General features: G+C 69.2%; 20 protein-coding genes. 11 read left to right on the plus strand and 9 right to left on the minus strand.

Going from position 1 to position 21,683, the window contains the following annotated elements:
• Positions 1 to 17: 17 nt before the first annotated feature.
• A complete protein-coding gene (locus ACZ7L4_RS03525; protein ID WP_472099319.1) occupies positions 18 to 2,000 on the minus strand; it encodes an ABC transporter ATP-binding protein in 1,983 nt (660 codons plus the stop codon).
• Between the two features lie 227 nt (positions 2,001 to 2,227).
• Here ACZ7L4_RS03525 and ACZ7L4_RS03530 point away from each other — a divergent pair, with 227 nt between their 5' ends.
• From ACZ7L4_RS03530 to ACZ7L4_RS03565, 8 genes are all read left to right on the plus strand, one after another.
• Positions 2,228 to 3,607, plus strand: coding sequence for a GntP family permease (locus tag ACZ7L4_RS03530; RefSeq protein WP_472099320.1), 1,380 nt, complete (start codon positions 2,228 to 2,230; stop codon positions 3,605 to 3,607).
• Between the two features lie 45 nt (positions 3,608 to 3,652).
• A complete protein-coding gene (locus tag ACZ7L4_RS03535) occupies positions 3,653 to 4,828 on the plus strand; it encodes a CaiB/BaiF CoA transferase family protein (RefSeq protein ID WP_472099322.1) in 1,176 nt (391 codons plus the stop codon).
• Positions 4,825 to 5,649, plus strand: a complete 825-nt coding sequence (locus ACZ7L4_RS03540) for an HpcH/HpaI aldolase/citrate lyase family protein (protein ID WP_472099324.1) — start codon at positions 4,825 to 4,827, stop codon at positions 5,647 to 5,649. The genes ACZ7L4_RS03535 and ACZ7L4_RS03540 overlap by 4 nt, the downstream gene beginning before the upstream one ends.
• 39 nt (positions 5,650 to 5,688) lie before the next feature.
• A complete protein-coding gene (locus ACZ7L4_RS03545) occupies positions 5,689 to 6,672 on the plus strand; it encodes a LysR substrate-binding domain-containing protein (RefSeq protein ID WP_472099325.1) in 984 nt (327 codons plus the stop codon).
• Between the two features lie 102 nt (positions 6,673 to 6,774).
• The gene (locus ACZ7L4_RS03550; RefSeq protein ID WP_472100379.1) at positions 6,775 to 7,545 is read left to right on the plus strand and encodes a DUF1206 domain-containing protein; all 771 of its coding nucleotides are present in this window, start codon (positions 6,775 to 6,777) and stop codon (positions 7,543 to 7,545) included.
• 55 nt (positions 7,546 to 7,600) lie between these two features.
• Positions 7,601 to 7,819, plus strand: a complete 219-nt coding sequence (locus ACZ7L4_RS03555; RefSeq protein ID WP_450810037.1) for a hypothetical protein — start codon at positions 7,601 to 7,603, stop codon at positions 7,817 to 7,819.
• 62 nt (positions 7,820 to 7,881) lie between these two features.
• Positions 7,882 to 8,052 (plus strand): hydrophobic protein, encoded by a 171-nt coding sequence (locus ACZ7L4_RS03560; protein ID WP_422481572.1) that lies wholly within the window; start codon positions 7,882 to 7,884, stop codon positions 8,050 to 8,052.
• 114 nt (positions 8,053 to 8,166) lie between these two features.
• Positions 8,167 to 9,330: an FUSC family protein gene (locus ACZ7L4_RS03565; RefSeq protein ID WP_472099327.1), complete on the plus strand. Its 1,164-nt coding sequence runs from the start codon at positions 8,167 to 8,169 to the stop codon at positions 9,328 to 9,330.
• 77 nt (positions 9,331 to 9,407) lie between these two features.
• Here ACZ7L4_RS03565 and ACZ7L4_RS03570 read toward each other — a convergent pair whose 3' ends face one another.
• Positions 9,408 to 9,812, minus strand: a complete 405-nt coding sequence (locus ACZ7L4_RS03570; RefSeq protein WP_472099329.1) for an ATP-binding protein — start codon at positions 9,810 to 9,812, stop codon at positions 9,408 to 9,410.
• Positions 9,813 to 9,972: 160 nt separating this feature from the next.
• Here ACZ7L4_RS03570 and ACZ7L4_RS03575 point away from each other — a divergent pair, with 160 nt between their 5' ends.
• Positions 9,973 to 10,974 carry a YdcF family protein gene (locus ACZ7L4_RS03575; protein WP_472099330.1) on the plus strand — a complete coding sequence of 334 codons (1,002 nt, stop codon included), beginning with the start codon at positions 9,973 to 9,975 and terminating at the stop codon, positions 10,972 to 10,974.
• 164 nt (positions 10,975 to 11,138) lie between these two features.
• Entirely contained in the window at positions 11,139 to 11,378 is a 240-nt protein-coding gene (locus ACZ7L4_RS03580; RefSeq protein ID WP_472099332.1) for a lipoprotein, read from the plus strand.
• A 30-nt stretch (positions 11,379 to 11,408) separates the two neighbouring features.
• On the opposite strand, the gene ACZ7L4_RS03585 is transcribed toward ACZ7L4_RS03580, so the two are convergent.
• From ACZ7L4_RS03585 to ACZ7L4_RS03615, 7 genes are all read right to left on the minus strand, one after another.
• The gene (locus ACZ7L4_RS03585; RefSeq protein ID WP_472099334.1) at positions 11,409 to 11,993 is read right to left on the minus strand and encodes a S1 RNA-binding domain-containing protein; all 585 of its coding nucleotides are present in this window, start codon (positions 11,991 to 11,993) and stop codon (positions 11,409 to 11,411) included.
• 10 nt (positions 11,994 to 12,003) lie between these two features.
• Entirely contained in the window at positions 12,004 to 12,783 is a 780-nt protein-coding gene (locus ACZ7L4_RS03590) for a class I SAM-dependent methyltransferase (RefSeq protein WP_472100380.1), read from the minus strand.
• Between the two features lie 165 nt (positions 12,784 to 12,948).
• A complete protein-coding gene (locus ACZ7L4_RS03595) occupies positions 12,949 to 13,197 on the minus strand; it encodes an SCO4226 family nickel-binding protein (RefSeq protein WP_472099335.1) in 249 nt (82 codons plus the stop codon).
• Positions 13,198 to 14,658: 1,461 nt separating this feature from the next.
• Positions 14,659 to 16,341: a carboxylesterase/lipase family protein gene (locus tag ACZ7L4_RS03600; protein WP_472099336.1), complete on the minus strand. Its 1,683-nt coding sequence runs from the start codon at positions 16,339 to 16,341 to the stop codon at positions 14,659 to 14,661.
• 13 nt (positions 16,342 to 16,354) lie between these two features.
• Positions 16,355 to 17,500: an ABC transporter ATP-binding protein gene (locus ACZ7L4_RS03605; protein WP_472099337.1), complete on the minus strand. Its 1,146-nt coding sequence runs from the start codon at positions 17,498 to 17,500 to the stop codon at positions 16,355 to 16,357.
• A gap of 17 nt (positions 17,501 to 17,517) precedes the next feature.
• Positions 17,518 to 19,170: an ABC transporter permease gene (locus tag ACZ7L4_RS03610; protein WP_472100382.1), complete on the minus strand. Its 1,653-nt coding sequence runs from the start codon at positions 19,168 to 19,170 to the stop codon at positions 17,518 to 17,520.
• 156 nt (positions 19,171 to 19,326) lie between these two features.
• The gene (locus ACZ7L4_RS03615; protein WP_472099338.1) at positions 19,327 to 20,391 is read right to left on the minus strand and encodes an ABC transporter substrate-binding protein; all 1,065 of its coding nucleotides are present in this window, start codon (positions 20,389 to 20,391) and stop codon (positions 19,327 to 19,329) included.
• Between the two features lie 472 nt (positions 20,392 to 20,863).
• Between ACZ7L4_RS03615 and ACZ7L4_RS03620 the strand changes: the two genes are divergently transcribed.
• Complete coding sequence (locus ACZ7L4_RS03620) at positions 20,864 to 21,547, plus strand: GntR family transcriptional regulator (RefSeq protein ID WP_472099339.1); 684 nt, start codon at positions 20,864 to 20,866, stop codon at positions 21,545 to 21,547.
• The last annotated feature ends 136 nt before the right edge of the window (positions 21,548 to 21,683 follow it).

The following is a 21,683-nucleotide window of genomic DNA, read 5'->3' on the forward strand; positions in this document are numbered from 1 at the left end:
CGGTTCGCCCCTGACCATCAGTTCGGCTCCGGGACGGCCGACCGGTCGGCGTCGGGCGTTGGCCGGTGGGGAAGGTGTTCGTACTGCTCCGCCTGGAGTCGGTACATGTGCGCGTACCGGCTCGTGGGCTCGGCGGCGAACAGGTCCCTGTGGCTGCCCTGTTCGATCAGCCGGCCCTCGTGCAGGACGAAGATGCGGTCGGCGTGCCTGACCGCCGCCATGCGGTGCGTGACCAGGACGATGATGCGGTCGGGGCCCGCGAGCCCGAGGATCTGGTCGAAGGCGCGCTGCTCGGCGTCCGGGTCGAGCGCGGACGTCGGCTCGTCCACGATGATCATGCAGGCGTCGCGGAAGTGCGCGCGGGCAAGCCCGATCTTCTGCCACTGGCCGCCCGACAGGTCGCTCCCGCCGCGGAACTGCTTGCCCAGCAGGGTGTTCATGCCGCGGGGGAGCGCCGCGATGTCCCCGTCCGCGCCCGCGTACTCGGCGGAGGTGTGCAGCTCGTCGTCGGTGGCCTCGCGGCCGGGCTCACCGATGCGAATGTTGGCCGCGGCCGTGAACGGCCAGCGTTCGAAGCTCTGCGTGAGGAGGCTGACGTGGGCGAACAGCTGGTGCCGGTCGGCTTCGGCGACGTCGACCCCGTCCCAGTGGATGTGCCCCTCGCCGGGCAGATGCAGCCCGCACAGCAGCCGCACCAACGTCGACTTGCCCGAGCCGTTCGGTCCTACCAGGGCGATGACACTGCCGAGCGGGATGGTGAAGGAGACATCCTTGACCGCCGGTTCGTCGCGGCCGGGGTAGCGGAAGCTCACCTTGTGCAGACGGATGGCCCCGGGGCGTTCGGGCAGCGGGAGCCCGCCCTTCGGGATGGCCCAGTCTTCGGCCTTCACGAGGAAGTCGGCCAGGTCGTGCACGTACAGGGACTGCTCGTGGAGCTGGCTCATCGTGCTGACCAGAGCGCCGATCCCGGCGGAGCCCGAGTTGAGCGCCATCGCGGCGGTGCCGAAGGCGGCCACGCTCATGTTCCCCGACAGACACAGCCCGATCATCAGCATGAACGTCAGCAGATAGCCGACCCCTTGCAGGGCGGACGCGGCCAGTTCCGTACGGGCCTTGTCCTTGGCCAGGCGTTCCTGCTCGGACTCCGCGGTGTGCGACATCCGGTGGAAGTGGCGCAGCAGAAAGCCGCCTACACCGTGCACACGCACCTCAAGGGCGGCCGTGACCGAGGTCAGGAGGCTGGACAGCACACGGCTCGCCCGCAGATGCTCGATCCACGTCATCGTCGAGAAGTACCGCTGCTGCGCCACCCGCATCACGCCCCAGCCGCGCGGCGCCACGATGAGGATCAGCATCGGCAGCAGCACCGGGTTGAGCGCGAGCAGCACCCCGCCGGAGGCGATCAGCGAGAACACACTGTTGATCGCCGAGACACTCGATCCGATCATGTGCCGCGCCTCGTTCGCCCCGTACTGCGCCCGGTCGATCAACTCGCGGAACGCGCCGTCCTCGATCGCCGCCATCTCGACGCGCTCGCAGGCCGCCAAGTACTGCTCGGACGCGGCACGTTCGACCTTTGGCTCAAGACTGCCCGCCGCCGAGGTGGACCAGGACGCCAGGATGGCGTTGACACTGTTGACCGCCACCAGGACCGCTCCCGCCGGCAGCGCGTGGCGCAGGCCGCGCACGTCGGTGCCGGCCGCGAGCACCGCGTGCAGGGCGGCGTTGACCGCGAGCAGCTTGAGCGCGGCCGCGATGCCCTGGCCCACCTCGGTGGCGCCCACGATCATCAGTGAACGCCGGTCGGTGTGCCAGGCGAGGGCGATGGTGTGTCCCACGAGGCGCGGCAGGGACTTGAGCGCACCCCAGAGGGTGAGGTCGAGGCGGGCGTACTCGTGTTTGCTCCAGCCCATGTCATAGCGCAACGGGCCGCCGAACAGCTCCAGTTCGGAGGTGGAGACCTTCGGCTCCTCCATCCGTGGTCGCCGAAGAATCCTCACGCGTCCGCCACCTCCGTCGAAGCCGCCCTCGTCCACGGTGAGGCCGGCGCATGGGTGGAGTAACTGGTTCACCGAAATACGGAACACCAGTGACGAACGAGGCGCCGACGGGTCGCCGCCCGCGCTATAAGCACGCCTGATACCCCCCCTCGCGGATTCCCGTCTTCCGCCACTGTGAGCAGCATGGTTCCCTCACGTGGACTCACGCCGTGGTGAGAGGAATCCCCGTGACAGCTCTGCACACCGCGATCGCCATCCTGGTGGTCGTCCTGCTCATTCTGGTGCCCAAGGTGGAACCGGTGATCGCCCTGGTCATCGGCTCGCTCTATCTCGGCATCGCGACCGGCCTCGGTTTCGAGGGCACCATCGACACGATCGTCGACGGCTTCGGCGACATCATGGCCGAGGTGGGGCTGCTCATCGGCTTCGGCGTCCTGCTCGGCTCGCTGCTGAACTCCATGGGGGCGCTGCAGAAACTTGTCGAGAAGCTGATGCGCGTCCTCGGCCCCGGCAAGCTCCCCTACGCGCTCGCCGGCGCCCTGAGCGCCGTCTTCCCGTCCATCTACGTGGACGTCCAGCTCGTCCTCGCCGCCCCGCTGGCCAAGTCGGCCGCGCCGCGCATGGGCCGCTACGGTCTGCCCATGATGGGCGGCGCCCTGAGCGCCGGAATCCTCGTCGGTTACGTGTTCGTGGTGCCGGGCCTCGGCACCCTGGCGGTCGCCGGTCTGCTGCATGTGCCGCTCAGCACGATGCTGGTGTACGGCTTCGTCCTCGGCCCGCTGGCTGCGCTGCTGACGACGTTCCTCTACGGGCGGTTGCTGCGGGTCGGCTTCTGGAACGCGGACAGGGACGAAATACCCGCCGACACAGAGCCGACCGAGCCGGCCGATTCCACCGAGCCCGCCGAGACACCTGCGTCCGAGGACGAGCGGACCCACGCCCGCCGCCCGATGCCGCCGCTCTACCTGTCTCTGCTGCCGATCGTCGTCCCCCTGCTCCTCATCGCCACCGGCGCCATCGCCGACGCCGCGGGCGTGAAGTCCGACCTGCTCGCCTTCCTCGGCAACCCCGCGTTCGCGCTGTTCGCCGGCCTGGTCGGCGCGTACACCCTCGCTAAACGGGTGCTCAGCAACGAGCGCGTGGAGCAGGCGGTGACCGAGGGCTTCCACAGCACCGGGCAGATCCTGCTCGTCACCGGAGTCGGCGGATCGCTCGGCGCCGTCATCGGCAAGACCGGCCTCGACAAGGTGCTCTCCGGGATCTTCTCCGCCGACGCGGGCATGTCCACCGTGGTGACGATCCTGTTGGTGTGGCTCGTCGCGGCGCTGCTGCACCTGGCCATCGGCTCCATCGGCGTCGCCGCCATCGCCGCGGCCGGGATCATCGCCCCGATCATGGGCGACCTCGCCGTGCCGCCCGCGGTCCTCGCACTGGCCATCGGTTCGGGATCGCTCTTCGCGCTGCAGGTCAACAGCAACTTCTTCTGGATGTTCCAGCCGCTCCTCGGGGTGACCACCCGGGGTGCTCTCAAGGCCCTCACCTTCGTGACCGCGATGGCATCGGTCGTCTCGCTGGTGCTGGTCATCGCGGTGAGCTTCGTGGTGTGAGACCCGAGAGCCGCCCCCACAAGCACGTACGAGAGAAAGAAGCACATGCAACCCCTCCGCGACATCACCGTCGTCTCGCTCGAGCAGGCCATCGCCGCTCCGTACGCCACCCGCCAGCTCGCCGACCTCGGCGCCCGCGTGATCAAGGTGGAGCGGCCGGGCGCGGGCGACTTCGCCCGTGCCTACGACAGCCGGGTGCACGGGCTCAGCTCGCACTTCGTGTGGGTCAACCGCAACAAGGAGTCGCTCACCCTCGACATCAAGGACCCTCAGGGCATGGACGTACTGCGCCGGCTGCTCGCCGAGGCCGACGTCTTCGTGCAGAACCTGGCCCCCGGCGCGGCCGAGCGGGCAGGACTCTGCTGGGCCGAACTGCACTCCGCCCACCCCAAGTTGATCGTCTGCGACATCTCCGGCTACGGCACCCCCGGCCCGTACGCCACCGCGAAGGCGTACGACCTGATGGTCCAGAGCGAGTCCGGACTCCTGTCGGTGACCGGCAGCGCCGAGGAGATGGCGAAGGTGGGCATCTCGGTGTCCGACATCGCCGCCGGGATGTACGCCTACAGCGGGATTCTCGCCGCCCTGCTGGAACGCGGCCGCACCGGCGAGGGCTCACACGTCGACGTGTCGATGCTGGAGGCCACCGTGGAGTGGCTCGGTTTCCCGCTGTACTACGCGTACGACGGCGCCGAGCCGCCGCCGCGCGCGGGAGCGGCGCACGCGACCATCTACCCGTACGGCCCCTTCACCGCCGGGGACGGCAAGGTCGTCATGATGTGCATCCAGAACGAGCGCGAGTGGGCGGCCTTCTGCGAGCGCTTCCTGGGGCAGCCGGAGCTGTCGACGCACCCGGAATACGCGGGCAACGCCGCCCGCAACGCGCACCGCGAGGCCCTCGGCGCGATCATCGCGGCGCGGTTCGCCGACCTTACCGCCGCCGAGGCCGTCGAACTCCTCGCCGCCGTCCCGGTCGCGCACGCCCAGGTCAACTCGCTGGCCGAGGTGTGGGAGCACCCGCAGCTCACCGCCCGCGAGCGCTGGCACCAGGTGCAGACCCCGGCAGGACCGATCCCCGCACTCGCCCCGCCCGGACTGGTCGACGACGCCCCGCGCATGGACCCGGTGCCCGGCCTCGGCGAGCACACCCGCGACATCCTCGCCGAGGTGGGCCTGACACCCACCGAGATCGACGAACTCACGAACCGGGGTGCCGTATGACCGACCCGACGGACCCACTGGCCACGGCGGTGACCTGGCTGTTCGTGCCGGCCTCCCGCCCCGACCGGTTCGAGAAGGCGGTCACCAGCGGCGCCGACGCCGTCGTCATCGACCTGGAGGACGCCGTGGCGGCGGGCGACAAGGCGTCTGCCCGCGAGCAGTTGCGTGCCGACTGGCCCGGGGACGCCGGCATCCCGGTGGTCGTACGGGTCAACGGTCCCCGGGCCGCCGAGTACGCGGACGACATTGCTCTGTGCCGGGCTCTGTCGCCCGCTGCCGTCGTGCTCCCCAAGACCGAGTCAGCCGCGCAGGTGCGGGACGCGGCCGAGACGAGCGGCACCCGCGTCCTCCCGTTGATCGAGACCGCGCGCGGGCTGGTCGCCCTCGACCGCATCACGGCCGAACCCGCCTGCGCCCGCCTGTTCTTCGGCAGCATCGACCTCGCCCTCGACCTGGACGTGTCCGACGACAGGGCGCTGGACTCCGCCCGCGCCGACCTGGTCCGCTGGTCGGTGGTGAACGAACGGCCCGCACCCGTGGACGGAGTGACCACGGCCGTCCGCGACGAGCCCGCCGTGACCCGGGCGGCCACCCGCGCCCGCGCCTGGGGCTTCGGCGGCAAGCTCTGCATCCACCCGGCGCAGCTCCCGCACGTGCGCGCGGCCTTCGTCCCCGCAGAGGACGAGGTGAACTGGGCCCGCCGCGTCCTCGCCGCGGGCCACGACGCGGCGGCGACCGTGGACGGTGAGATGATCGACCGGCCTGTCGTCGAACGAGCGCGCCGCATTGCCCACCGCGCCGCACGGCATACCGAGACGTAGACCGACACCCCAGAGCCGGAAGGCGGCCGCGAACACCCCGTGGACATCGCCCAGCTCCGCGACTTCATCGCGGTCGTCGACGCCGGTAGTCTGTCCCGGGCCGCCGGTGTGCTGCATGTGTCGCAGCCCGCCGTCAGCCAGCGCATGGCCCAGCTGGAGGCGCATCTCGGCGTCCGCCTTCTCGACCGCGGCCCGCGAGGCGTGCGGCCGACGGCCCAGGGGCTGACGCTCTACCGGGACGCGCAGCAACTGGTGCGGCAGTTCGACCGGCTCGCCCAGGACGTCACCGGCGGCCGCCAGCCGGTGCACGGCCCGGTCGCGATCGGCCTGCCCACGACGGTGACCGCGCCGCTCGCGCCGGCCCTCTTCTCCTGGGTGCGCGCCCACTATCCCGGCATCCACCTGCAGCTCTTCGAGTCGATGAGCGGCTACGTCCACGAGCTGCTGCTCGCCGGGCGCCTCGACCTGGCCGCGGTCTTCCGCGAGGACGACGCGCCGCGCACGGCCGAACTCCCGCTGTACTCGGAGGAGTTGTACCTCATCGGCCACCCGGACCCTGCCCCGGAGAGCCCGGACGAGGTGTCGCTGCACGACCTGCGGCAGGTCCCGCTGGTGACGCCGGGGGCCCGCAGCAACCTGCGGGCCCTGGTCGACCGGGCGTTCGCCGCCCACGGCCTGGTGCCCAGGAACGTCGGCGACGTGGAATCGCTCGGCACGCTGATCCGTATCGCGGAGAGCGGCGAGGCCTGCACGATCCTGCCGCGCTCGGTGGTCGCGGTCCACGGCACCCGGCACGACCTCGAAGTCCGTCGCATCGTCGACCCGGTGCTGCGCCGCCACATCGCGGTGCGCACGGCCACGGACGGCTACGATCCGCGCGACACGGTGGTGGCGGTGCGGCGCGGCATCGTCGAGGTCACCCGGGAACTGGCCGCGACGGGCCGGTGGCCGGGCATCCGGCTGTCCCCGGCCGCCCCACGGGACGGCCTCGGCGCGAAGTCGCCCGCCACGGACAGGAGTTGAAGTTCGAACCGGGGGCATTCGGCTGTCATGGCAGCTATTGGATCGGCGAGGACACGAGGACTGGGACGGGCACGCAGCGCGGCGAAGAGCCCCGCGATCGCGATGGCGGCCCGGGCGGGCTTCGTCGGGCGCGGCGTCATCTACCTCCTGATCGGATTCCTCGCCCTGCGCATCGCCTTCGCCGACGGCGGCGGCAAGCAGGCGGACCGCAGCGGTGCGGTGGCGGAGATCGCTGAGAAACCCTTCGGCATGGCCCTGCTGTGGCTGCTCGGCATCGCCCTGGCCGGAATGGCCCTGTGGCGGTTGTCCGAGGCGGTCTTCGGCCAGGCCGGCCCCGACGGCGGGAAGGCGAGCAAACGGGCGATGGCCGCAGGCCGTTGCGTCTTCTACGGCTTCGTCGCGTACTCCGTGCTGTCCTTCGCCGCAGGTGAGAAGTCCAGCGGCGGCGGAAGTTCCGACAAGAGCTCCAAGGACGTCACGGCGAAGGCGCTGGACTGGCCGCACGGGCAGTGGATCGTCGGCGCCGCCGGGTGCGCCGTCGCCGCGGCGGGCCTGTGGATCGCCGTACGGGCGCTCCTGCGCAAGTTCCGCAAGCACTTGAAGATGTCCGCACTCTCCTCGCGCGCCCGCAAGTACGTCGACTTCCTCGGCGTGTTCGGCGGCACCGCCCGCGGCGTGGTGTTCACCGCCGCGGGAGCCTTCGCCGTCACCGCCGCGGTGCGACACGAGCCGGGCCGGGCCAAGGGCATCGACGACACGCTGCGCTCCTTCACCGACACCCCGGCTGGACCGTGGCTGCTCGTACTGATCGCCGTGGGGCTCGTCGCCTTCGGACTCTTCTCGTGGGCCAACGCCAGGTGGCGCAAGGTCTGACGTGACGTGATGTGACGTCACGCTCGGCGTCGGCTTCGTGGGGCACAATGCGGCGATGGACGAACCCAAGTTGGAACTCGCGCTGCAGCGGTACCAGGACGCCACCGCCGCCCTCGACGCGGCCCGCACGGACCTGGAGGCCGAGGCGGCCGCGGTCCTGCGGTCGAGTGAGGCGACGCCCGAGGACTGGGCGCAGGTGTCGCAACTGACCGGCTGGACGAAGGAGGAGTTGCGGCGCCTCGTCGACGCGGCACACAAGGTCGACCTGCCGTAAAGCCTCGAACCGTGGTTTGTGAAAGGCGAACCAGAGCACTCGGTGGCCAGGAGGTAATAACAATGGTTCCCCTGCTTCTGGTACTTCTTCTGGCCCTGCTCCTCTTCGGTGCGGGCTTCGCACTGAAGGCCTTGTGGTGGGTCGCTGTGATCGTGCTCGTCGTGTGGCTGCTCGGCTTCGTGGTCCGCCCCGCGTCGGGCGGCGCCCGCAAGGGACGCTGGTACCGATGGTGAGGCGGCCCTGAGCGGCGCGCCGAACGAGCAGGATGGGCCCGGCCTTTCACGGTCGGGCCCATCCTTTTGTTCTGATGCACGCGAAGGGGCACACAGAAAGGAAAGGCAGAGCACGTGCTGGACCGGATCCGAAGCGGTGGTCAGTGGTGGGCGCGGGCGTTGCGCTCGTCCGGGCACGAACGCGACACCGTACTGTTCGTCGGCAAATGCGCCCTGGCCGCGACACTCGCGTGGTGGGTCGCACACGACCTCATGAAAGCGATGTCGCCTGCGTTCGCACCGTTCTCCGCGGCGCTCACCATGAACACCACGATCCATGCATCGGTGTGGCAGGCGCTGCGCTACGCCGGTGCCGTCACGGTCGGCGTGGCGGTACAGGCCGCGATCGGCTTCACCGTGGGACCCGATCTCATCGCCTTCGTCCTGGTCGCCCTGATCGCTCTGGTCATCGCGCAGTGGCCGGCGCTGGGCGAACAGCGCTCCCAGGTCCCGACGGCCGCGTTCTTCGCCTTCTCCACCTACGCCGCGGCCACCTCCACAGCGGACAAGGCGAGCCAACTCGGGCAGATCATCCTGCTCGTGCTCGTCGGCTGCGGCATCGGCCTGATCGTGCACCTGTGCATCGTGCCTCCGCTGCGCTACCGCAGCGCGGAACACGGCTTGCACGCCCTGGCCGCCGAGATCGAGGCCCTGCTCGACGACGTGGCGGACGGCCTGGGCAGCGGTGACGTGGACGCCGACCGGGCCGAGCACTGGCGCACCACCGGCGGCCGCCTGCAGGACGCGGTCGAGAACGCGCGGAGCGGGCTCAGCATGGCCGAGCACAGCCTGCCCTTCAATCCGCGACGCCTGCTGCCCGCGCACCGGGGCTACCTGTCGTTCGAACGCTACCGGGACACGCTGGACGCACTGGAGCGCGCGGTCTACCAGCTCGGCTCGCTGACCCGCAGTCTCGGCACGTGGCGCGAGAAGGAGAGCACCTACACCTACGCCCCGGTCCTCGAGCGGTACGCGGACTTCGCCCTCCGACTGCGCGACATCGCCCATGTCGTCGCCGAGATCGACAGTGACACCCTCGCGGAGCAGGCCGACGAGATGTGCAAGCTGGCGGTCACGGCGCAGAAGGCGCGGGAGCGGATCACGGAGTCGGCGAAGGAGCACGACCTGCCGCTGGCCGACTCCACCCGCCCCTACGGCGTTCTGGTCGTCGAGGCGACCCGCTTGATGGAGGAGTTCCAGCACACGTGCGACGTCCTCAAGGTCACCGCCGACGCGTGAGGAGGGCCGCGTGCGTGGGGCGGCACGCCCCCAGGCAGGGATTCATCCCGATCAGCACGAGTTCGATCACTCGCCGGTCATGCGCCGGGCAGTCGCGCTGCGTCGAGCGTAACCGTGATGGTCTTGCCGCCTTCTTCGCCCGGCGCGACCTCGACGTGGGTGCTGAGGAGGCGGACGATGGTCCAGCCGAATCCGCCGGCTTGCTCCGGCGCGCGGGGTGCCGTGCGGGGCAGGGCCGTGCTGTGGTCGCTGACGCCGACAGTCAGCACCTTGTCGTCGACGTGGGCATGGAAGTCGCTCACGCCGGCACCGTGCAGCATTGCATTGGTGATCAGTTCGCTGGTCACCAGGCAGGCGTCCTGGCACAGTTGGTGGGCCTGGTGGGCGGGCAGCTTCTCGCACAGGGGCTGGAGCACCGACCTGACCCGACTTCGGGCATCGGGGCAGGTCACGCGCTCCGCCTGTGTCATTGGAGCGCTCATGAGGGAGCCGTCCCTTCTTCGTTGCAGATCGTGGCTCTCACTGAGTGTCCTCTTCGCCTGCCCGATTCCCGGCGGCGAAACCTGTGGCGGCCTTTGCGGCCGAAACCAGGGCGGGATGCGTTGCGTTCAGGCCCGGGAAGTATGGGCCTAGCATGTGCGCATGTTGGCCTACGCTCCGGCGGTTCTGCTCTTTCTGATGTTCTGCTTCGGAGTGGTGCGGGAGCGACGCCGATTCAGCAACGCCGTCCTTCTGGGCCTGGCGGTGATCTTCGCGCCGGCTCCCTGGCTGCTCGAGCTCGTGCGCGAGGACCCGCGGCTGACCCGGACGCTCGCCGTCTGGCTGGTCGCGCTGGCGGTCGTCTGCATCGTCGTCCTGTCGGGATTCCTGATCTCCAACGGCGTGACGATGTGGCGCAAGGAGGGAAGGAGCCCGGCGAACTTGCTGTCCTTGCTGGCCGGGGGCGCGCTCGCGGCGCTGCTGTCCCTGCTGATCGTGGCCCGGGTCCAGCACACCCGCACCCTGCTGATCGTGGCGGGGACTGCCGTGGCCCTGGTGGGATACTGCGCCTTCCTGTTCCTCTGCTTCCTCGTCTACGCGTTCCTTTACGGAAGGCTCCACCTGCGCCGACGGACCGACTACGTGGTGGTTCTCGGATCCGGTCTGGTGAACGGTTCTTCGGTGCCCCCGCTGCTGGCGAGCCGCTTGGAGCGGGCCCGCCGTCTGCACGCCGCACTCTCGAAGAGGGGTGGTCGGCCGATCCTGCTCGCCTCGGGAGGACAGGGCCCGGACGAAGAACTGCCCGAGTCCCACGCGATGGCGGACTACCTCGTGGAGCGGGGATTCCCAGCCGAGTTGATCGAACGTGAGGACCGTTCGACGTCCACGGAGGAGAACCTGCGGTTCAGCAAGGCGATCATGGAAGAGGCCGTGCCGGGATACCGGTGTGTGATGGTGACGAACAACTACCACGTGTTCCGCGCCGCGGTGACCGCGCGCAGGGCCGGGGTGCGGGGGCACGTCGTGGGCGCCCCGACCGCCGCGTACTTCTGGCCCAGTGCGATGCTCCGCGAGTTCGTGGCACTGTTCCTCGCCTACCGGCGCACCAATCTGGGCATCTGTGCGGCCCTCCTCTTGGGCGGTGTGCTCGTCTGGTGGAGCTGAGTCAGGGGTTCGAGCGCGTCGAGGCCACCAGAGAACCGGACGCCACGCGCTGGCGGCCGGGCCTCCGCCTCACGCAGCCCGCGCGAACGTACGCCTTCTCGCCTGGGCAGGTGATCCTGCCCGCCGCCCCGCACCCAGATGGCGCACCGCATCGTTCGCCGGGCATGAAGAAGATCATCAGCGCCGCCGGCCTCGTCCTCGCCCTCACGGGACTCGCCGCACCGGCCCAGGCCGCCAACGGCAGCAACCTCGGCTCCGGAGTCGGCATCGCGGACGACGTGAACGCCGCCGACGCGGCCACCTGCCTCAAGGAGGTCGCCGTCACCCCCGCGCTCGGAGGCGGCCACGTGGGTGAGCACACCGAGCACTGCAAGGACGGCAGCCTGATCACGCACGGCGAGTAGCGGGCGAAGAGCCCCAGTTCACTCGTCCGTTCACCCAGCGGGGTGACCTTCTCGCCGGGCCTTGAGGGAGAGGGCGACCTGTCCGGAGCGCGGGTCGGCGATGATCACCTCAGCGGTGATCCGCCGGCCCACCTCGACGACCTCGCGGGGATGGTCGAACCGGTCCCACGACAGGTCCGGCACCCGGACGAAGCCGGTACACAGACCGTCCGGTTCGCCGTCGACGTGAACGAAGACCCCGAAGGCGTGCACCGCGGTGACGGTCCCCTCCACGAGCTGCCCCCGCTCGAAGGCGAGGAGGAAATCCCGCAGGGCCGGAATCTCACACGCCCTTGCGGAGAGGCGGAGTTGCCCCTCGCTCCACCGCCCGATCTCCTCGGCCTCGATCTCCTGGCCGACCTCGAACAGTTCGTCCGGAGGCCCCGGCCGACGCATCGACGCTTCGTGCCGAGGAATCCGACCGACCTCGGAAGCGCCCGCCCCTCCCTCGGCATCGAGGAGCCGCACCAGGACATCGTCCCCGTCGAACCCGAGGACCTTCACCCTTCGTACGGGTCCCGGCTGGATCCGGTGGGCCAAGGACTGCAGACGTGGGTCGGGATCGGGCTCGGACATGGCGAGGAGCCTACGCGGCTCCGCCAGGCAGTCGGCGCGCCGTATAGACCGTCGCCGTCATCGGGGCGGTGACCGGGCCGATGCCGAGGGCGTCCGTCATGCCCCGGGTGACGGTGTCCCGGACGGCCGCCGCGTCCGGGCGGGAGGCGAGCGCGGCGCTCACCGGTGTGCCGGTCAGGAATCCGGTGGCCACGGAGGCGGCCGATTCCGCGACGCCCTCCAGCGTCACTTCCTCGGCGGCGTCCAGGCCGAGCCCCGCCGCCGCGAGGTCCTCGGCCACCACGGCCGGATCGGTGTAGCCGTGCGGAATGTCGCGGAGGAAGGTCGGGGCGCCCTCGGGGATCGCGGCTTCCAGGGCGTCCTGGAAGGCCGCGCCGAAGCCGTGCGAGGCCACGGACCCCCAACTACTGAACAGGAAGCGCCCTTCCGGGACGAGGACCCTGCGCACCTCCGCGTAGGCGCCGGGCCTGTCGGGGAAGAACATGACCCCGAACTGGCACAGGACAAGGTCGAACGACGCTTCCTCGAACGGCAGCTTCTGCGCGTCCGCCTGCCGCCACTGCGCGCGCGGCTCCTGGGCCGAGCCGCGGGTCACCATCGCGTCGTTGAGGTCGGTCGCCAGGACTTGGACGTCCGGTGCCGCGTCGAACAGGGCGGTGGTAAGGGCCCCGGTACCCGCGGCGAGTTCGAGCACACGCTGCGGGCGCAGCGCCGCCGCACGCGCCGCGAGGTCGGCCGCGAAGGGCCGGAAGAACACCGGCACGAGGTGGTGCTCATAGGCATCCGGCATGGACTGCGTCCACAGCCGGTCCGCATCGTTTCCGCTCACATCTCCGACGTTACTCCGGGCCCGGGGATACGTCTCAGGACGGCGGCGGGGGAGGGGCGGCAGCGCCGTGCGGGCCCCGGGCGGAGGTTCCCGCACGGCGCCGTTTCCCAGGCCTCGCGCCCGGGATCACACGGCCAGGGGGACTGCGTGAATCTCGTCGGCCTTGTGCCCTGCCCGTTCGTGGATGCGCTGGACCGCATCCGCGGTGGGGGCCTTGGACAGGCAGTAGACCGTGCCGGACTCCGGGTCCGCCCATGCCTTCTCGAAGTGGACGCCTTCTTCCTTCTCGATCGCGAGATCGGCCTGGTGCGCCTTCATCAGGTCGTCGGCCGTGAGGCCTTTCATTCCGTGGTGGACGTCCATGAACTGCGACATGACGCCGCACCTCCTCTCTCACTCGGCCCGTCGGTCAGATCTGGCTGCTCACCGGCCGGCTCCGTACACTCCATCCTCCTCCGCGGCCACTCGGGCGGCGACAGGAGCGGGGTGTCCGGATCCCCACTCCGGGAGATGTGCGGAACGTGATGGTTAAAGAGTGGGCCGTCGCTCGGCGGAGACGGCTACCAATGGGACTTCCGATTCGTCTTCCCGCTAGAGAGGCAGCCCCAAGACGCCGACAAACCGCAGCTCAGCGGCGCAATGCCCACTTCCTTAAGTGACCGCAACTCAATGCTGTCTCGTAGTACTTCTCAGCTTCATGAGTAGCGGGGCCACTGAGGTTGAGGGCTGCTGACGCCGCCCGGTGCCCCGAGCTATTGGCTGCTGGGTTTCGTCGGTTCGGCGGCGTGCGGATGCAGTGTGGTTGAGGTGCAGGGCGCCGAGGGGCCCAACAGCCGGACACAACGCGGTCCGGACCGCCGCCGGTGACGGTCGGACCCGAATCGGACCGTATCGGACTGCATCGGACTGCATCGGACTCCGAGGCGGGCCGGGTGGCAGCGGACCGGACCGAGTCCGGACTCTCGACGAACGGGTGGGAGTGGACGGTGAGTTGGAACAGACCCTTCGTCACGGCGGACCTCCGGACGCGGGGCGAACATCCTGACCGGTCCGATGCCGGTCCGGCTCGAGTCGGACCGATTCGACGAGGTCCCCCCCGGTCCGATTGAGGTCAGCAGCTGCACGTGCACGACAGGAGACAGCCCGTACCGGTCTTTCGGGACCGGCGCACCAGCTGGGCCCTCACGAAGACGGTGGCGAGCACGAGCAGTTGGTCACACAGCGACAAGAAAAGGACAAGTCGAGGAAAGCGCGGCAGCGCCGCGCGCCCTTGGCGCGGTGAGGGGCCTATGCCCGACGTAGACCATGTGGCGGCATGGGGTGAGGACCTCACAGCGGCTTGGATGCGCAACGTAGATGCAGAGCTTTTCGGCTCTTAGGCGCCGCTTAGCCGTTCCTTTTCCGAACACCTTGTGTGGTGGTTGCCTGTCGTGAACGAGGTGGGACCTGTCGCTTACGTCTTGGCCCGTGTTGGGGCACGCCGAGTGCCCGTACGTACTCCTGTCAGGGATGTGAGGGGTGCACGTGGCGACGGCCTTCACGCCGCAGGCGACATCAAGCACCTGCTGGGGAGCGCTGGGCCCCTAGTAGGGCTCGTCGTCGGTGTGCTGTCACTATGGATGGCGCGTGGCTGGACTACCGGGTCAACGTCTGTTGACCTTGGGCGAGCCGGGTGCGGGCAATGCCGCCCGCGAGCCGGCGACGGACACGGGCTGGCTCGCGGGAACGCCCTGACGCGCTGCCAGGTGAACCGGGCACGCGCTGACCTGCTCGATGACCTCGCCCTCAGTGACCTCCTGCGAGCGCCGTGAGGCGGCCTTCGGTCGACCTGGTGGATCACCACGCTCCCTGCGTAGCGAAGAACCGCCTCCAGAAGTCGAGCCGCTCGGGCGTGGCGACCGGTATCGGACCGAAGCGGTCGCCGACCTCCATGACCGTGGGCGAAGTTGTCGAGTACTCGGGCCACTTGGGGAGCCCGCGACCGTTGGGGTCGCCCGTGGCCGCGTAGTTGGCCCAATAGGACGACATGACGTCCGCGATCTCGTGGTCCTTGTCGGTCCAGTACGAGGTCGGGTTGGCGAAGACGTAGGCGATCTCGGAGGCGTGGTAGGCGCCGCGGATGTCGTGGTCGGGGCCGGGCGGCCGGTGGGTCCAGAAGTACGTGTGGACGGGCCGGTCCGTGTGGCGGGTCCAGCGCGTGGCCCACAGGTATGTCGAGGAGCGCGCGTTGTCGCGGACCGCGTCGTTGCTCGCACGGGCCGCCTCGTCGTCCGTGGTCGCGGGGTAGAGCCGCAGGAACTCGTCGGCCATGGAGCCGAACTTCTGCCGGGCGGCGCTGGTGAAGTCGTCGAGGGTGACATGGATGGGTGGCGCCCCGGGGCGGCCGGGGTAGCCGGCCTCCCGCCAGTAGTCGAAAGCGGTCTCGGGGACGGCGCCGCTCTCGTCGAGGTTGTTGCCCGCGAGGAACATGACGTCGTTCTGGGTGCCTCGGGCGAGCGTCGTGCGGAAGCCGGACGGGATCACCCAGCCGTCCACGACCGGCCTGAACAGGGGCGGCTTGGCGACGCTCCCGGTGTCGACGGTGGTGTCCGGGAGCGACGCGGCGTCGTTCAGGTCCTGCCAGCGCAGAGCGCGCAACTCCTTGAGATTCGCCGCGCCGTGCGAGGAGGCGTAGGCACTGCCCTGTTTCTCGGCGGTGGCGGAGTTGCGGTAGGAGGTGCCGAGGTAGCGCAGTTCGGGATCGCCCGGGTCGCGGACCTGGCTTTCGGCGATCGAGCGCCGGAAGAGTCCCTTGGCGAGCGGTGACATGGACAGGAACCCGACCGAGCCCGCGCCGGCGGACTGGCCGGCGATGGTGACGTTGTCCGGGTCGCCGCCGAACGCGGCGATGTTGCGCCGCACCCACTTCAGGGCCGCGACCTGATCGAGCACGCCGTAGTTCCCGGAAACGCCGTGCGGCGACTCCGCGCTCAGCTCGGACGTGGAGAGGAAACCCAGAGCGCCGAGACGGTAGTTGAAGGTCACGACGACGATGTCCTTACGGGCCAGGTTCTCGCCGTCGAACAGTGGGTCCGAGCTCGTGCCGCCGGAGAATCCACCTCCGTAGATCCAGACGAAGACGGGGCGCCGACGGCCGCTGCGTGACACCGATGCCCCCGTCCACACATTGAGGTACAGGCAGTCCTCGCTCATCGTCAGGCTGCCGTCGGCGGGCTGGGCCTGCGGGGGAGAGGCGCCGAACGCGTCGGCGTCGCGCACACCCTTCCACGGGGCGGGCGGCGCCGGCGGCTTCCAGCGCAGGTCACCGACCGGCGCGGCAGCGTAGGGGATGCCCTTGAAGGCGGTGATGGATGCGTCGCTTCCCGGGGTGCCGCGCAGCACACCGGACACGGTCCGTACGGTGCGCCCGGCGGCGGCCGAGGCCGGGCCCGCCGTGGCGAGAACCGGTCCGGCGGCTGCGGCGAGGAGCGCGGAGGCGATCAGGGAGCGCCTGCTGGGTGACATATTGCCGATCTCCATGCCCACGTCCTCCTCAGCTCGCGAGATAGCTCGTCGTCTCCGGATCGAACCCCACCACGACCTGGTCGCCCGGCCGACACCCGAGGCCGGCCCGTGCGGACACCGTGATGGGTATGTCGGCGGCGCGGACGACCAGTTCGAGGCGGTCGCCGAGGAATTCGGAGGAGTCGACCGTGGCGAGGAACTCGGCGTCGCTCAGTGTCGGTTGCTGTCCCTCAGGGGTGGTTCGGACCTTCACGTTCTCCGGGCGGACGCACACGTACCCGCCGCTGCTGGAGCGCTGGTCCCCGTCGGCCGACGAGCGGCCGCAGACCACCGGGCCGACGTCCGTCTTCGCGGTCACACCGGTGCCGTCGCGCAGGGGCGAGACATCCTGCACGGGCAGCAGGTTGGCGCTGCCGATGAAGTCGGCGACGAAGGACGAACGGGGGTGGTCGTAGAGCCGTTCCGGGTGGTCGATCTGTTCGATGTGCCCGTGGTTCATCACGATCACGATGTCCGAGAGCGCCAGGGCCTCCGCCTGGTCGTGGGTGACGTAGAGGGCGGTGACCCCGAACTGTTCCTGGAATGAGCGGAGTTCCTGGCGGAGATTGGAGCGCAGTTTCGCGTCGAGGTTCGACAGCGGCTCGTCGAGGAGGAGTACCTCGGGATCGCCGAGCAGGGCACGGGCGAAGGCCAGGCGCTGCTGCTGCCCGCCGCTCAGCTGGGTGGCCCACCGGTCCGCCATGGGGGCCAGACCCACCTGGTCGAGCATGTCCAGGGCGCGACCCCGGATGTCCTGGCCCTTGCGCCGGTTGCGGCCGTGCCGCATCGGGAAGGCCGCGTTGTCGAGGACCGTCATGTGCGGCCAGATGCCGTAGGACTGCGGGACCATCGCGATGGGCCGGTCCTCGGGACGGACATGGATCTTCTCCGGCACGTCGAACATCACCTGCCCGCCCATCTCGATCCGCCCGCCCGTGGCCTGCTCAAGACCCGCGACACAGCGAAGGGTCGTCGTCTTCCCGCACCCACTGGGCCCGAGCAGCGTGACGAACTGCCCCTTGGGGACATCGAAGGAGACACCGTCGACGGCGTACGTGGCCTCGCTGCCGGCCGTCCGGTCGTAGGACTTGCGCAGCTCCGTGATGACGATCGAGTTCACGGGATTCTTGCTCATCGTTTCCACCATTTCTCTCATGCCTCCTGCATGTCGCTGCGCCTGTTGACCAGCCAGACCGCGGCCGTCGAAATCACCACGAGGACCACGGCCAGGGCGCTTGCCGTGGGGTTGTCGACACTGGACGTGAACGTGTCCCACAGGACCACCACCAGCGTGCGGTTGTCCGAACTGGTCAGCAGCAGGGCGATCGGGAGCTCGCCCAGCGCGTGGGCGAAGACCCAAAGCCAGCTCTTCCACAGGGTCGGCCGCAGAAGCGGGAGCAGTACGGTCCTGGTCACGGTGGCCGGGCTCGCGCCGGTGACACGTGCGGCCTCGATGAGGCCGTCGTCGAGTTGCAGGAGCGCCGTCTGCACCATGCGTGAACTGCGAGGGAGGAAGCGGGTCACGAGTGCGACGACGATGATCCATACGGTGCCGTAGATGGGGATCGGGACGAACAGGTACAGGAACAGGACAGCGGCGCCGAGGACGACGCTCGGAATCCCGAAGACCGCGAACTGGGTCTCGAACAGGAGCGTGCTGCCCCGGAACTGCCGTCGTGCCGCCGCCACGGCGATCCATACCGACATCGCGGTGGTCACCGTGGCGGTGACCAGGACGACCTCCCCCGTGTTCAGCAGAATCTTGCCGATGTCCGGGATGTCGAGCAGGTGGCTGTAGTTCGCGAAGGTCATCGACTCGAACCCGGACCAGGTGATGGGTCGGGTGTACGGCGAGAAGCTCGTCCACAGCAGGGCCAGGATGGGCAGCACGATGCCGATGAACATGTAGGCGCAGACGACGATGAAGACCGGGATCCGCCACTTCCCGAGACTCACCCTGGTCTGGCGGTAGCCCTTGCCGACCACGACGCGGAACCGGTTGGTGTCACGGACGCGGCGCCGGTACACGGCGAGCAGGACGAGTGACACCACCAGGATGAGGACGCCATAGGTGCTGGCCTGGCCGTAGTTGGGGATGCCGCCGGGCGGCTGCAGCGAGTACTGGATGAGGCTGCTGAAGACGAAGATCTTGTCCGGCAGTCCGAGGACCGCGGGAATGGCGAATCCTTCGAGCGCCACGACGATGAACAGGATCCCGGCCGCGGACACGGCAGGTGTGACGAGCGGCAGGACGATCAGCCGGAGGCGGCGCCACAGGGAGGCCCCCACCGTCGCGGCGGCCTCCTCCAGTTCCGGATTGAGCCGGGCGAGGGCCGGGGCGATCATCAGGTACATGCTGGGCACCCCGAAGATGCCCATCACCAGAATCATGCCGGGGATGGAATAGATGTCGATGTGCACGCCGAAGATCTTGTGGATGAGGATCGCCAGCGGCCCGTTCGCAGGGTTCGCGACGAGCGCCCACGCGATCGCCATCACCGTGACCGGGACCGCCATCGGTGCCAGCGCCATCGGACTGAGGAACCTGCGCCCGGGCAGGTCGGTCCGCTCGAAGAGGTAGGCGAGGCTGACGCTCAGTACCAGCGCGACAAGGAGCGAACCGACCACGTAGATGACGGTGTTGAGCGTCACCGTCCCCAGCCGGCTGGACTCGAACACGGCCTGGAAGTTGTCGAGCGAGAAGCCGGGCACATCGAAGGGGAGCTCGGTGGGTGACGGCTTCAGGCTGCTGTAGATCAGGATCGCGAGGGGGACCAGGACCAGATAGCCCACCAGGACGGCCATCGCCACGGTCAACAGGGTGCCCGCTGCGGGCGCGACCTTCCGCCGTGTCGCAGAAGGGCTCTTCGCCGGCGTCGTGTTCGGTTCTTCAGCCGCCGCCGGCGGCGGTGTCTCGTCGGTTTTCAGGACCATCGCGGGCCCCCGGACTTCTTCGTATCGCTAGCCGACATCGGTCCCGAATTCCTTCTCTACCTTGGGATAGAACGTGGAGAGCTTGTTGTACTTGGCGAGTGTCTTGGTGCCGTACCACTTCAGGTGCGCCGCGCACATCGCGTGGAGGACGGCGGTGTCTCCGGGGTCCGAGCAGTCGGTGTCCACCGGGATCCGGGAGTTGTAACTCTTCGCGAGCACCTTCTGGGCGGCGTCGGACGACAGGAACGAGGTGAGCAGCGCCGCGGCGGCCGGGTGCTGGGCCCCCTTGGGGACGTAGAGGTACGACTCGCTGGCGCTGGTCGGCGAGATCGGCGCGATGCCGACGGGCGCTCCCTTCGCCTTCGCGGCGAGGGCCAGACTGGCGAGGCTTGTCCCGATACTCACCTGGCCCGACTCGATGGGCGCCTCGGCCTGGGTGACGTTCGGCGAGTAGTGCGGTTTCAGGGCGCCGAACTTCTTGGCCCATGCCAGCGCCTTTGTCTCGCCCATCGCGTCGTCGAGATCCCAGACGGACATGAACGACGCGCGCGACTCCGCGGAGATCTTGCCACCGGACCACCTGGTGTCGAGCAGATCGTCCCAAGTCTTCGGCACGTCAGCGGGTTTGACCTTGTCGGTGTTGTAGGCCCACACCTTGGGTGTGGCCCAGACGTAGACGAAGTTCTTGGCGAAGACGTTCTTGTCGGCGATGCCGTACTTCGACCAGTCGACGTCACCGGCCAGCTTGACCGCCGGTGTCATGGTGAGTCCGCCGGCGTTCGCCACGTCGATCGACACCTTCTTGGCGGCCTGCTCCATCCTGAGCTGGCTCACCTGGTCCGGTGCCTTGATGTTGGTGTACTTGACCTTGATGCCGGGGTGCTTCTTCTTGAACAGGTCGATGGCGGGCTGCATCTGGGCTTCCGGGTTCCAGGAGGCCCAGACGACCTCGCCCTCCTTCTTCGCCTGCTTCTCCAGGGCAGTCATCGACGCGGGGAGTGCGGTCTGCCCGGCTCCTGCTCCGCAGCCGCTCACGACGGCCGTAGTGAGCAGCGCGAGTGCCGCGCAACCGGTGGCACTGCGCCGTGTCACCCTTCTCTTCACGTTATGACTGATCGCCATCCCCTCCTCGGGGGTATGCGCCCCACGTTGCGCAGGGCACCTGGTCTACGTCACGCGCTCTCCGGCAGTGGCGCGTCATGTTCTTCTGCACAGCGGCAGGGATGAACGGGGGAGGCGGGGCACCAAGCGGCGACGATCTCTGGTCGACGCGGGCAGATGCCGGGCCCTGGCGGTGCGGGCGACTGTGAGTGGGCCGTGGCGGCCCCTCGCGGCTCAGACGCTTTGTCAAACAAAATGGACCGTAGCACCGGCCCTGCTCGACGTGAACCCCGTCACGCAAAAATCCCGTGCTCCCGCCGTTTCCGCCTGTTGTTCGCGCGGACGCGTGCCGTAAAGCTGCTGGGCGTAGGGGTGTGACGGCCGTGGTCAGGCCCCTGGTTCCGTGTCGGACGGTCTCTTATTGTTGGACAAAGAGTCCGGGTGTTCGAGGGAGGGGAACGGGATGAGCGAGCGGCCGTCGAGCGGGCCGGAGGGGGTGCCGTCGAGCAGGTTCGAGCAGGCCTACCAGGACCTGCGGAGCCTGCTCGTCTCGGGGCACTTCGAACCGAACGCGCGCCTTACCGAAGCGGAGTTGACGAGCCGTCTCGATGTCTCGCGTGGCACCGTCCGGTCGGTTCTGGTGCGGCTCGCGCAGGAGGGGTATGTCACCAGGGAGCCGAACCGGGGTGTCAGAACACGTGTGTTCACCGTCGAGGAGGCGGCCGCCGTCCTGGAGGCGCGCGAGGTCCTCGAATCGGCGTTGGCCGCCAAGGCCGCCATCTACGCCACCGACTCCGAGCTGCGGGAGCTCGCCGGAATTTGTGAGCAGATGGGCGACGCGGAGCAAGCGCGCGCCGAAGAGGACTACTCGCGGCTCAACAGGCGCTTTCACCGGCAGGTGCGGGCGATGGCCCGCCAGCCCATTCTGTCCGGGTTCGTCGACGTCCTCGTCTACCCCTTGGTCATGCGGCAGTTCCGTGACCGGAATCGAACCCACCCGAGGCCGAACTCGCTGAACGAGCATCGCGCCATCGTGGCGGCGCTCAAGACGCGCAACCCCGACGCGGCCGCGGCGGCGATGCGGCACCACGTCGCCTCCGCGAGGCAGGTGCTGCTGCTGAACGCCACCCGGGCCACCGACGTCTGAAGCCGTCCCGCCGGGTCGGATTGTTTGACGATTCTCATGCTGAAGCCTTGTGTGTGGGGCGAAAGCGCTGTTAGCTTCCCCGCATTGTCAAACAAAAGCGTCCGGTGAGGAGAACGACATGATCAGTCAACGCCGC

Source organism: Streptomyces sp. NPDC107575 (assembly GCF_055657265.1).